Origin of the sequence: Streptomyces chilikensis (genome assembly GCF_001642695.1) — a bacterium.
Classification (GTDB): Bacteria; Actinomycetota; Actinomycetes; order Streptomycetales; family Streptomycetaceae; genus Streptomyces; species Streptomyces chilikensis.
In genome coordinates this window covers 4,510,788-4,522,665 of sequence record NZ_LWCC02000005.1, presented here as the reverse complement: position 1 = coordinate 4,522,665, position 11,878 = coordinate 4,510,788, and the positions used below count along the sequence as shown (strand labels likewise).

General features: G+C 75.6%; 12 protein-coding genes. 3 read left to right on the top strand and 9 right to left on the bottom strand.

Features of this window, described 5'->3' with window-relative positions:
* Positions 1-15: 15 nt before the first annotated feature.
* From A2U95_RS20355 to A2U95_RS20330, 6 genes are all read right to left on the bottom strand, one after another.
* Positions 16-1,209 carry a glycine C-acetyltransferase gene (locus tag A2U95_RS20355; protein ID WP_166024559.1) on the bottom strand — a complete coding sequence of 398 codons (1,194 nt, stop codon included), beginning with the start codon at positions 1,207-1,209 and terminating at the stop codon, positions 16-18.
* Positions 1,210-1,257: 48 nt separating this feature from the next.
* Positions 1,258-2,286: an L-threonine 3-dehydrogenase gene (gene tdh / locus A2U95_RS20350; RefSeq protein WP_166024557.1), complete on the bottom strand. Its 1,029-nt coding sequence runs from the start codon at positions 2,284-2,286 to the stop codon at positions 1,258-1,260.
* A 183-nt stretch (positions 2,287-2,469) separates the two neighbouring features.
* Entirely contained in the window at positions 2,470-2,847 is a 378-nt protein-coding gene (locus tag A2U95_RS20345) for a DUF742 domain-containing protein (RefSeq protein ID WP_166024555.1), read from the bottom strand.
* The gene (locus A2U95_RS20340; RefSeq protein WP_166024553.1) at positions 2,844-3,335 is read right to left on the bottom strand and encodes a roadblock/LC7 domain-containing protein; all 492 of its coding nucleotides are present in this window, start codon (positions 3,333-3,335) and stop codon (positions 2,844-2,846) included. The genes A2U95_RS20345 and A2U95_RS20340 overlap by 4 nt, the downstream gene beginning before the upstream one ends.
* 101 nt (positions 3,336-3,436) lie before the next feature.
* Complete coding sequence (locus tag A2U95_RS20335; protein ID WP_166024551.1) at positions 3,437-3,928, bottom strand: hypothetical protein; 492 nt, start codon at positions 3,926-3,928, stop codon at positions 3,437-3,439.
* Between the two features lie 631 nt (positions 3,929-4,559).
* Entirely contained in the window at positions 4,560-5,594 is a 1,035-nt protein-coding gene (locus tag A2U95_RS20330) for a DNA topoisomerase IB (protein WP_166024550.1), read from the bottom strand.
* Between the two features lie 249 nt (positions 5,595-5,843).
* Here A2U95_RS20330 and A2U95_RS20325 point away from each other — a divergent pair, with 249 nt between their 5' ends.
* The gene (locus A2U95_RS20325) at positions 5,844-6,683 is read left to right on the top strand and encodes an SDR family NAD(P)-dependent oxidoreductase (RefSeq protein ID WP_166024548.1); all 840 of its coding nucleotides are present in this window, start codon (positions 5,844-5,846) and stop codon (positions 6,681-6,683) included.
* A gap of 141 nt (positions 6,684-6,824) precedes the next feature.
* Here A2U95_RS20325 and A2U95_RS20320 read toward each other — a convergent pair whose 3' ends face one another.
* The 3 genes from A2U95_RS20320 to A2U95_RS20310 form a co-directional block, all read right to left on the bottom strand.
* Positions 6,825-6,995: a hypothetical protein gene (locus A2U95_RS20320; protein ID WP_166024546.1), complete on the bottom strand. Its 171-nt coding sequence runs from the start codon at positions 6,993-6,995 to the stop codon at positions 6,825-6,827.
* A 29-nt stretch (positions 6,996-7,024) separates the two neighbouring features.
* The gene (locus tag A2U95_RS20315) at positions 7,025-7,219 is read right to left on the bottom strand and encodes a hypothetical protein (RefSeq protein WP_166024545.1); all 195 of its coding nucleotides are present in this window, start codon (positions 7,217-7,219) and stop codon (positions 7,025-7,027) included.
* 195 nt (positions 7,220-7,414) lie between these two features.
* Positions 7,415-8,470 (bottom strand): GlxA family transcriptional regulator, encoded by a 1,056-nt coding sequence (locus A2U95_RS20310; RefSeq protein ID WP_166024543.1) that lies wholly within the window; start codon positions 8,468-8,470, stop codon positions 7,415-7,417.
* Positions 8,471-8,540: 70 nt separating this feature from the next.
* On the opposite strand from A2U95_RS20310, the gene A2U95_RS20305 reads away from it, so the two are divergent.
* Together A2U95_RS20305 and A2U95_RS20300 are read left to right on the top strand one after the other, a co-directional pair.
* On the top strand, positions 8,541-9,824 hold the full coding sequence (locus A2U95_RS20305) for an APC family permease (RefSeq protein ID WP_166024541.1): 1,284 nt from the start codon (positions 8,541-8,543) through the stop codon (positions 9,822-9,824).
* 172 nt (positions 9,825-9,996) lie between these two features.
* Complete coding sequence (locus A2U95_RS20300; protein WP_166024539.1) at positions 9,997-11,829, top strand: glycoside hydrolase family 15 protein; 1,833 nt, start codon at positions 9,997-9,999, stop codon at positions 11,827-11,829.
* Positions 11,830-11,878: the final 49 nt, after the last annotated feature.

The following is an 11,878-nucleotide window of genomic DNA, read 5'->3' as shown; positions in this document are numbered from 1 at the left end:
CGGGTCGGCGGGACGTCAGCCCCGCAGTTCGGCGCGGGCCGAGACGAACGCGGACACCGCGGTCTCGACGTCCTCGGTGGAGTGCGCCGCCGAGAGCTGCACCCGGATCCGGGCCTGCCCCTGCGGGACCACCGGGTAGGAGAAGCCGATCACGTAGACGCCGCGCTCCAGCAGCAGCTCCGCCATCCGGCCCGCCACCGAGGCGTCACCGAACATCACCGGGGCGATGGCGTGCTCGCCCGGCAGGACGTCGAAGCCCTCCTCGGTCATCCGGGCGCGGAACAGGGCGGTGTTCTCGGCGAGCCGGGCCCGCAGCTCCCCGGCGGACTCCAGCAGGTCCAGGACCTTGAGCGAGGCGGCGGCGATCACCGGCGCCAGCGTGTTGGAGAACAGGTAGGGCCGCGACCGCTGGCGCAGCAGGGCCACGATCTCGGCGCGCGCGGCGACGTAGCCGCCCGAGGCGCCGCCCAGCGCCTTGCCGAGGGTGCCGGTGACGATGTCGACCTTGTCCATCACGCCGAAGAGTTCCGGCGTGCCCCGCCCGTTCGGGCCGACGAAGCCCACGGCGTGCGAGTCGTCGACCATCACCATGGCGTCGTACCGCTCGGCCAGGTCGCAGATCTCGTCGAGCGGCGCCAGGTAGCCGTCCATGGAGAAGACGCCGTCGGTGACGATCAGCTTGCGGCGGGCGCCGGAGGCCGCCTTGAGCTGGATCTCCAGGTCGGTCATGTCGCGGTTGGCGTAGCGGAAGCGCTGGGCCTTCGACAGGCGGATGCCGTCGATGATCGACGCGTGGTTGAGGGCGTCGGAGATCACCGCGTCCTCGGCGCCGAGCAGCGTCTCGAAGACGCCGCCGTTGGCGTCGAAGCAGGAGGAGTAGAGGATCGTGTCCTCCTGGCCGAGGAACGCGGAGAGGCGGCCCTCGAGTTCCTTGTGCACCTCCTGGGTGCCGCAGATGAAGCGGACCGAGGCCATGCCGTAGCCCCAGCGGTCCAGCGCCGCGTGGCCGGCGGCGACGATCTCGGGGTGGTCGGCGAGGCCCAGGTAGTTGTTGGCGCAGAAGTTGAGCACCTCGCCCGGGCGGCCGCCGGCGGTGACGTTGACCTTGGCGGACTGCGGGGTGTCGATGACGCGCTCGGGCTTGTGCAGGCCGGCGGCGCGGATCTCGTCGAGGGTGGCGCGGATGTCGTCGCGCACGGAGTCGAACATCAGGGGCTCCAGATGTGGTTACGGACGGCGGACGGGCCGGGCGGCGGGTCAGGCGGTCCAGTCGAGGATGACCTTGCCGCCCTTGCCGCTGGCGGCGTCGGCGAAGGCCGCCTCGAAGTCGCGGTGGTCGTAGCGCCCGGTGATCACCGGGGCGAGGTCGAGACCGTTCTCCAGGAGCACGGACATGGCGTACCAGGTCTCGAACATCTCGCGGCCGTAGATGCCCTTGACGGTGAGCATCGAGGTGACGATGCGGGACCAGTCGACCGGGAACTCCTCGGAGGGCAGGCCGAGCATGGCGATCCGGCCGCCGTGCGTCATGTTGGCGATCATCTCGCGCATCGCGGCGGCCTGGCCGGACATCTCCAGGCCGATGTCGAAGCCCTCGCGCAGACCGAGCTCGCGCTGGCCGTCGGCGATGGTCGTCCGCGCCACGTTGAGGGCGAGGTCGGCGCCGATCTTGCGGGCGAGTTCCAGGCGTTCGTCGCTGACGTCGGTGACGACGACGTTGCGCGCGCCGGCGTGCTTGGCGACGGCGGCGGCCATCAGGCCGATCGGGCCGGCGCCGGTGATCAGCACGTCCTCGTTGACCAGCGGGAACGACAGCGCGGTGTGCACGGCGTTGCCGAACGGGTCGAAGATCGCGGCGACGTCGAGGTCGACGGGGACCCGGTGCACCCAGACGTTGGTGGCGGGCAGCGCGACGTACTCGGCGAAGGCGCCGTCGCGGCCGACGCCGAGGCCGACGGTGGCGCGGCACAGGTGGCGGCGGCCGGCCAGGCAGTTGCGGCACCTGCCGCAGACCAGGTGGCCCTCGCCGCTGACCCGGTCGCCGGGCTTGATCTCGCCGACGTCGCGGCCGGTCTCGACGACCTCGCCGACGAACTCGTGCCCCACGACCAGGGGGGTGCTGATCGCCTGCTGGGCCCAGCCGTCCCAGGCGCGGATGTGCAGGTCGGTGCCGCAGATGCCGGTGCGCAGCACCTTGATCAGCACGTCGCCGGGGCCGATCACGGGCTCCGGGACGTCCATGAGCCGGAGGCCCGGCTCCGCCTTCTCCTTGACCAGCGCCTTCACCGATGCGGCTCCTGTGCGTGCGTTCCCGTTCCCGGGCACGGCGAGGCCGCCCCGGAACGGGAGAAGAGGTGGGGTTACCTCTGAGAAAATGCCGCATCCCGGGTGTCCGGGTCCATCGAGGTTTTCTTAAGCGCCACCTCAGGATTCCTTCAGGCAGGGATCTTGGGCCGCCTGCGGGCGCCGTCACAGGCGTCGCCGCAGTTCGTCGCGGACCTGCCGCAGCACGGCCGGGTCGGTGGGGGCGTGCTGGTAGGACGGCGCCTCGGCGAGGACCAGCCCGGCCTCGACGAGGTCGGAGACCACCACCTTGGTGACGGCCACCGGCAGCCGGAGCCGGGCGGCGAGTTCGGCGACGGTCACGGGCGCCCGGGCGAGGGCGAGCGCCCGGGCGTGCTCGGGACCGGGGTGGCCGGTCGCCGGGCGGCCGGCCGCCGTGACGTGGGTGAGCAGGTCGAGGTCGGCGGTGGGCCGGGTCCGGCCGTTGCTGACCGTGTAGGGCCGCACCAGCCGGCCGGCCTGCTCGTCGAGCCAGGGCCCGTCGTCGGCCGCCGCGGTGATCAACGCCGGGTCACCGCCGGCTCGGGCGCCGCGGCCTGCGGCGCGGGCGGGTACGCGGCGGCGTGCCGGGGGGCCGTCGTCAGGTACGGGCGCACGCTCTTGACCAGCATCGCCATCTCGTAGCCGAGCACCGCCGCGTCGGCGGTCCGGTCGGCCAGCACGGCGAGGCAGGTGCCGGAGCCGGCGGTGGTGACGAACAGCAGGGCGGAGGAGAGTTCGACGACCACCTGGCGGACGTCGCCGCCGTCGTCGAAGGCGACGCCCGCGCTGCGGCCCAGGGAGTACAGGCCGGAGGCGAGCGCCGCCATGTGGTCGGCGCCCTCCGCGTCCAGGCCGTGCGCGGACCGGACCAGGCCGTCGCAGGACAGGAGCACGGCACTCCGGGTGTGCGGCACGCGCCGGACGAGGCCGTCCAGCAGCCAGTCGAGGCCGGCCTCGTCGGCTGCCGCGGCCGCGGTGGCCGTCCGGTCGGTGTGCGTATCGCTCGCCATGGTGGTTCGACTCCAAGGGGTGTGGGGACGGGGGTGGGTGCGGGGATGAGGGGTGGCGCGGGGATGGCCGGGTCCGGGGGCCGGGGTCGTCCCGGCGCGGCTCATCCCCGGTCGGCGGGGTTCTCGCGGTACCGGTCCGGGAGGTGGCCCTCCTCGCCGTGGCGGTTGCCGGGGCGGTGCCGCTCGAAGCGGCGGTCCTCGTCGTCGCGCGCCTCGGCCAGCCCGACGCCGCGGCGGAAGGCCGCCATCAGGTGCGGGTCGTGTCCGGTCTCCTCGCCGTGGGCCTGTTCGGGGCGTGGGGCGGGACCGGACCTCAGCTGCGGCGCCAGATGCGACTGGGCCAGGCGGCGGGGCAGCCGGGGCCTGGACGCGGTCGCGTCGGCGGCGGACCCGCCCGGTGCGCCGGGGTGGACGGCGGGGGCGCTGGAGTCCGCCGGGCCGGGGGCCGGCGGTCGGGAGGCGGGCGGTCGGGAGGCGGGCGGGAAGCCGGGCAGCGCGCCCGCGGGCGTCGGGGGCCCGGTGTCTTCCCGCACCGGAAGCGGTGCCCGGTACGGAGGGCCCGCGGTGGGCTCGGCCGCGCTGGGTGACGGCACCGGCGGCACGGTCTCCCCCGCTCCCCGGTCCGTCTGCCGCCACGCCTCGGGCATGGCGCCGGGGACCGGCCGGTACGGGTGGTCCGCCTCGGGACCGCCGGGCGCGTACCCTGCCGTGCCCTCGGGGGCGGCGGACGCGCACGGGGAACCCGCTCGGGGCGCGGCCGGGCGCCGGGTCTCTCCTTCGGGCGCGTCCCGCGGCGTGTGCCGGACAGCCGGTCCGGGGAGCACGCCGCCGGCCGAGGGCCCGGCGGGCGGGGTGAGGAGCAGGGTGGGGTCGGCCGTCCCGCCGGACGGTGCGGCGCCGCTCCCGGCTCGCGAGGAGGGCGTCGCGGTCGGCGTCGGCGTCGATGTCGGCGTCGAAGCGGCGGGAAGGTCCTCGGGCGCGGGCCGCGCCTCCGCACGGACCGCCGTGCCGGCCGCGGCCCCGTCGTTCCCGGCTCCTTCCGGCCGCGGCCCGGGCACGACCGCCGTGCCGCCGCCGGCCGTTCCGTGCGGGCTCCCCTGGGGGGCGCCACCGGCCCACGACGGGGCGGGGCCGTCCGGCCGCGCCGCGACCGCAGGCGCGGCGCCGGACCCCGTCCCGACCGGGCCGAAGGCCTCCCGGGCCGCACGCCGCGCGGGGCCGGCCCTACCCGGCCGCGGGTGGACGCCCGTCGCGCAGCATGCGCAGCACGGCCCGTTCGGCGGGCCCGTGGGTGGCGGGGATGCCGGGCGCGCCCCCGTCGCCGAGGCGGGGCAGCACGGAGGCGATGGTCACGCCTTCCTCGTACAACTCGATCACCCGTGGATTGATGTAGGAGGCGCGGCAGACCGCGGGCGTGTTGCCGAGGTACCCGGCCACCTCGCGCACCGCCCGGGCGACGGCCCGGCGCCGGGCGGTCTCGCTGCGCGTGACGGAGCGGGAGACGGCCAGGGCCACGGCGGCCATGACCGTGGCGTGCCAGGTGCGGAAGTCCTTCGCGGTGATCTCGAGGCCGGCCAGCTCCTTGAGGTACGCGTTGACCTCCTCACCGCTCACGTCGTGCCATCGGCGCCCCTCCCAGTACGCCAGGAGCCGGTCGCCGCCGCCCCGCCGCCGCCGCAGCGCGTTGAGGCTGCGGCAGACGGCGGGATCCGCGGTCGTCCGGACGATTTCCCTGCCGTGCTTGCCGGTGTAGGTGAACAGGACCGCGCCGGCCCGGCAGCGGGAGTGCTCGATGAGCAGCGTCGTCAGGCCGTAACTGTTGTTGAGTTCGGCGTAACGGTCGCTGCCGATGCGGAAGAACCCCAGGTCGAGCAGGCGTACGGCGGTGGCCAGGACGCGCTGCCGGGTCAGTCCCCGGTCGCCCAGGTGCCCCTCGACGGCCTCCCGCACCGCCGGGAGGACCTCGGCGACATCGAGCACGTGTTCGTGCTTGGCCTGCTCCTGCTGGGCGCGGAACCGGGGGTGGTACAGGTACTGGCGGCGTCCGGCGGCGTCGGTGCCCACGGCTTGCAGGTGCCCGTTGGCCCGGGCGCAGATCCACACGTCGCGCCAGGCCGGCGGTACGGCCAGCGCCCGGATCCGGTCCAGCTCCGCGGGATCGCGCACCGGATCCCCCTGGGCGTCGAGGTACCGGAAGCCGCGCCCGTGTCGCCGACGGCGGTACCCCGGATCCGTGGGACGACTGTGGGACAGACGCATCCGGTCCTCCTGCTCCTCACCCGGTGGGACGAGCCGGCCTCCTCCCGCGCTGCCCGTGGGAGGGGGTCGGCATGGCCTCCCGTTTACCCGGATTCCGGTTCGTGCCGCCTCGGAGAAGAAGGCGCCGCGTCGGTGCCGGTTCCGGGGCGTTTCGCCCGCGGGGCGTCGGACACCCGGCGGGTGATCGCGGAACGGCCGCGGAGACCGCCCGTCGAGCGGTCCGGCCCGGCGGCGGAAGGGATCGGGCGCATGGCATCGCACGAGGCATCCGGGACGGCCCTGGTGACCGGGGCTTCCTCGGGGATCGGCAGGGAGTACGCCGTCCAGCTGGCCGGACGCGGCTGGGACCTGGTGCTGGTCGCCCGGCGCGCCGAGCGGCTCGACGCCCTCGCGGGACAGCTGCGTGAGGGGACCGGGAGGGCGGTCGAAACGCTGGCGGCGGACCTCGCCCGGCCGGCGGATCTGGCCCGGGTGGCGGAGCGGGCCTCCGGCGGTGACGTGGACCTGCTCGTGAACAACGCCGGCATCAACGGCTACGGACCGTTCGCCCAGGTCGCTCCGGCACTCCTGGGCAAGGTGCTGGAGGTGAACGTCGTGGCCCTCACGGCGCTCACCCGCGCGGCGGTCCCCGGCATGCTGGAGCGCGGCCGGGGCGCCGTCGTCAACGTGGCCTCGCTGCTGGCGTACGCCGGCGCTCTGCCGCCCGGCCCCCTCCCCGAGCGGGCCGTCTACGCGGGCACCAAGGCGTACACGGTGGTCTTCACCAGGACCCTGGCCGCCGAACTCGCCGGCACGCCCCTACGCGTCCAGGTCGTCTGTCCCGGGCTCACCGCGACCGAGTTCCACCTGGGCGCCGGGGACGCCCCGGTCGGCGGCGAGGCCCGGATCCACGACGAGGGCGGCATGCCGCCGGCCGACGTGGTCACGGCCTCCCTCGCCGGACTGGAGGCGGGCGAAGTGGTGTGCGTGCCCGGCCTCGCCGACGCGGAAGCGGTGTCCCGGCTGGCAGCCGCGGAGCTCGAGGTGCGCAACGGTTCCGGTCCCCGCATGGCGCATCGCTACCGGACCACTGAGCCGACGCGGGAGTAGCGCGATCACGCCGGGGCCCCCGTCGACGTCGAGGGCTCCGGCGTGACGGTGCGCGCGCACACGGAAGCGCCCGTGCCCGGCGGGCACGGGCGCTTCCGCCGGTGACGGCTTCCGCCCGCGTACGGACGGGGACCGCCGGCGTCAGGTCTCGTCGCGCACGTCGTCCGGGCCGAGTCCGGCTTCCTCCATCGCCTCCCGCATGGTGCGCCCGGTGGCGCCGGCGTCCCGCGCGTCGGACGTGCTTTCGTCAGGCGTCTCGATGACGTCGTCCGTGGACGTCGTCTTGGGGCGGTTCTCCTCGGGAACGGTCACGGTGACTCCTCGTATGTCCGCGGGCGGGCTCAGACCGGGTGGTCCGGCTGCTGCTCGGGGGGCGTACCGCCGCCCTTGCCGCCGCCCTTGTTCCCACGGTCCGTGCCGTGGGCGTGGCCGCCGCCCTCCTGGCCGGGCTGCGCCGCCTTGCGGGACTGGCTGTCCTGCGGAGTGCTCGCCCCCTTGTCGCTGCGCCGTATCTCGGGCTGCTGCGGATTCGACATCGGTCCTCCTCGCTGCGTCTGCTCGCCGAAACGCTCGTCGGTCACACGGGTAGCGCAGGGGCCGGGTCCGAAACCTGCGGAAGGAACATTCACCCCCGCGGGCTCGCCGGGCGGCGGGAACGACCCGCCCGGGCCGCCACGGACGCCGTCACCGGCCGACGCCGCAGGCCGGCGCCGCCGCGCTCGCCGGCCGCCTCACCGCCCGCGGTCCGCCGAGGCCGCCGGGCGCGACGAGGCGCCGGCGTCCTGTCCGGCGGACCGGTGCCGGAACACGTGGCGGTACGTCCGCGGGGAGACCGTGGTCAGCCGGCCGAAGTGGCGCCGCAGGTTGGCCGCGTTGCCGAAGCCGGTCCGGCGGGCCACCGACTCCACGGGGTCGTCGGTGGTCTCCAGCAGTTCCTGCGCCAGTCGCACCCGTTCCTGCAGGATCCACTGCAGCGGTGTGGTGCCCAGCGTGTCCCGGAAGCGGCGCGCGAAGGTGCGCTCGCTGAGGTGCGCCTCGCGGGCCAGTCCGGCCACCGTCAGCGGTTCGTGGAGCCGCCGGCGCGCCCAGTCCAGCACCGGGCCGAGGCCCTCCTCGCGGCGGGCGCGCGGCGGGAGCGGTGCGGCGTACTGCCTCTGGCCGCCCTCCCGGTGCGGGGGCACCACCATCCTCCGGGCGACCTCGTTGGCCACGGCCGAACCGTGGTCGTGGCGCACCAGGTGCAGGCAGGTGTCGATGACGGCACCGGTGCCGGCCGAGGTCAGCAGCGTGCCGTCCTCGGTGTAGAGGACGGACGGGTCGTAGGCGACGCGGGGGAAGCGGTGCGCGAAGTCCACCGCGCTCATCCAGTGGGTGGTGGCGCGGCGCCCGTCGAGCAGCCCGGCGGCGGCGAGCAGGTAGGCGCCGCTGCACAGCGAGACGATCCGCCGCCCCCGCGCGTGCGCGGTACGCAGCGCGGCGAGGAGGCCGGGAGGCGGGTCGAGCTGGACGCGGCGGGAGCAGGCGGCGACCACGACGGTGTCCGCCTCCACGAGGTCGTCGAGCCCGTACGGGGTGCTCAGGGTGAGACCGGACGGGGTGCGCAGCGGCCCCGGCTCGGCGGCGCAGAGCCGCAGCTCGTACCAGGGGTCGACGAGGTCGCTGCGGTCGATCCCGAACACCTCGCAGGGGACCGCGAGTTCGAAGGTGGCCGCGCCGTCCGTCACCGCCACCGCCACCACGTGGCGCCGGCCCGCCGCGGGCCGGGAGGAGCTCGTGCCGTTCTTCATGGCAGGAACATAGCGCATGGGGTCTTTTCCGCCACTGGTGAAGCGGTGCGGCGGCCCGGAGGCTGGACCCATGTCTCGGACCGACTCCTCCCCCGCCGGGCGGCTCACCGCGGCGCAGGGCACCGCCCTCTCCGTGGGCGCCGTGCTCGGCACCGGTGTGATCGCCCTCCCCGCGCTCGCCGCGGACATCGCCGGCCCCGCCTCCCTGCTGGCCTGGACCGCCCTGGTGGTCCTCTCCGTGCCGCTGGCCGCCGCCTTCGCCGCCCTCGGGGCGCGCCACGCCGACGCCGGCGGGGTGTCCACCTACGCCCGGCTGGCCTTCGGTGAGCGGGCCGCCACGGTCGCCGGATGGTGCTTCTACCTATCGATACCGCCGGGCGCCACGGCCGCCGCCCTCTTCGGCGGCTCCTACGTCTCCTCCGCGCTCGGCGGCGGAACGGCCACGACCGTCGTCACCGCCGTCGCCCTGATGGCGGTCGTCACGGCGGTCAACGCCACCGGCGTCCGGCTCCAGGTGATCCTGTTCGCCCTGCTGCTCGCCCTGCTCGCCGCCGCCGTGCTGTTCTCCCTCCCGCACGCCGACACCGCCAACCTGCGCCCGTTCGCGCCGCACGGCTGGTCGGCCGTCGGCCCGGCGGCGGCCCTGCTGGTGTTCTGCTTCGCGGGCTGGGAGGCGGTCGCCCACCTCGCGGGCGAGTTCCGCCGTCCCGAGCGTGACCTGCCGCGCTCCACCGCGGCCGCCGTCGTCGTCGTCGGCGTCGTCTACCTGGCGGCCGCCTTCGCCGTCATCACCGTGCTCGGCGCCGGCGCGGCCCGCTCCGGAGCGCCGCTCGGCGACCTCATGGCCCGCGGGCTGGGCGAGGGCTCACGGCCGCTGGCCGCGGTGGCCGCGCTGCTGCTCACCTTCGGCACCATGAACACCTACTACGCGGGCGCCGCCAAGCTCGGCGCCGCCCTCGGCCGGGACGGCGCGCTGCCCCGCTGGTTCGCCCGGGGCAGCACGGCCGGCGAGACCCCGCGCCGCAGCCTGCTGGTCGTCTCCGCCCTGGCCCTGCTCACCCTGGTCGCCGTCGCCGTCACGGGAACGGGCGCGCAGCCGGCGGTCATGTTCTCCGCGGCCTCCTTCTCCGTGGTGTACGCCATCGGCGTGGCCGCCGCCGTCCGCCTGCTCCCCCGCGGCAGTTGGGGCCGCCGCTCCGCCTGGTCCGCCCTGGTGGCGGTCCTCGCCCTGCTGGTCCTCTCCGGCCCCCACCTGGCCTGGCCCCTGCTGGTGGCCTGCGCGGCCCTCCTCTCCGTCCGCGTGACCCGCCGCCGACGCGCCCGGACCGACCCGGCGCTCGTCACGGCGACCTGAGCGGTCTCCCGCGCCCCGTCCGGCACGGGACCGGCGGACCGGGGCGGTCCGCGACGGCTTCACCCGCCCGCAGCAGTCTCCCCCGTGACCGCCTCGCGCCCTCCGCGCCCCTCTGCCACCGTGTGGACGAGGGCCGACCGTCACATCCACGTCCCGGGGGGAGCGCGCCTCCATGTACGACCCCGATCCACCGTTCCGGCCGGTCCGCAGGCGGAACGGGTACCTGCCGCTGGAGGACCTCGGGCTCATCGGCGACGGCACGACCGCGGCGCTGGTGGGGCTCGACGGCTCCATCCCCTGGATGTGCCTGCCCCGGTTCGACTCGGAGCCGTTGTTCTGCGGGATCCTGGACCGCGGCCGCGGGGGGCACTTCACCGTCGCGCCCGACGGTCTGACCGAGGCCCGGCAGTGGTACGCGTCCGACACGGGGGTGCTCGTCACCGACCTGCGGACCCCCGACGGGGTCGTCCGCCTCACCGACGCCCTCACGCTGCGCCCGGGCGCCGACCTCACCGACGACGCTCCCGCCGGGCGCGCCGAGCTCGTGCGCTCGGCGCGGGTGCTGTCCGGCCGGGTGCGGCTGCGGGCGGACCTGGAGCCCAGGGGCGGTGCGCAGGCGCGTTCCCTGTTCGGCGGGGTCGAGGTGCGGCCGCACCGGCAGCCCGGGCTGCGGCTCCACCTGCGCGGCGACCGCCCCCTCGATGGCCTCCGCAACAGCTACGACCTGCGGCAGGGCGACCGCCTCGACCTGGTCCTGTCCTGGGGGCGCTTCCACCGCCACCACCGCTTCGACGCCGACGCCGTGCTCTCCGCGACGGGTGAGGCGTGGCGTCGCTGGATGGCCCGGTGCACCTACGACGGCCCTGAGGAGTCCTTGGTCAGGCGGGCCGCGATCACCCTGAAGATGTGCGACGACTGGGCCGACGGTTCGCTCGTCGCCGCGCCCTCCTCCTCCCTGCCCGCTCCCATCGGCGGCATCCGGAACTGGGACTACCGCTACACCTGGATCCGGGACGCGGCCTTCGCGGTGTTCGCGCTGCGGCGCATCGGCTTCCCGGGCGAGGCGGACGCGTTCCTCGGCTGGGTCCTCGACGCGTTCGAGCAGAGCGGACGGCCCCGCATCATGTACACCCCCGACGGTTCCCCGGTGCCGGACGAGGTGGTGGACCCCGGGCTGGAGGGCTACCAGGGCTCGGCGCCCGTGCGCTGGGGCAACGGCGCGACCGGCCAGCGCCAGCACGACGTCTACGGCGAGATCCTGGACTGCGCCGACCAGTGGCTGCTGGCGGGGGGCGAGATCCAGCCCGCCCTGTGGTCCCGCCTGGCCGGTCTCGCGGACCGGGCGGCCACCGCCTGGCGCCGGCCGGACCAGGGCATCTGGGAGGTGCGGAACGAGGGCGGCGCCTTCACCTACTCGGCGGGGCTGTGCCACGTGGCGCTGGACCGGGCGGTGCGGATCGCCGAGCGGCACGGGCTGCCCGGACGCGTCGACCGGTGGCGCGCCTGCGCCGGTGAACTGCGCGACCTGATCCTGAACGGGTCCTGGGACGAGGACGCGCGGACCCTGAGCGTGCGGCTCTCCGGAGGGGGTGCCCTCGACGCCTGCCTGCTCGCCCTGCCGCTCCGCGGCGTCGTCCCGGTCGACCACCCACGGATGGTGGCGACGACGGCCGCCGTGGCCGACCGCCTGTCGGCGGGCGACGGGCTGCTCCACCGCTACCTGCACGACGAGTCCCCCGACGGACTCCCCGGCGAGGAAGGGGCGTTCCTGCTGTGCAGCTTCTGGCTGGTCGACAACCTGGCCGGCCAGGGCCGGCTCGACGAGGCGGAGGAACTGTACGCGTCGCTGTGCGCGCGGGCCGGTTCGACGGGACTCCTCCCGGAGCAGATCCATCCGTCCACGGGGGAGTTCATGGGCAACTTCCCGCAGGCGTTCAGCCACATCGGGGTCATTGCCAGCGGAGTGAACCTCGCCCGGGCCCGGGCCAGGACCGGCGGGCGGTGAGGCGGGACCGTGACGGCCCGGCGGGCGCCCGGGGAAGCCGCCCCGTGCT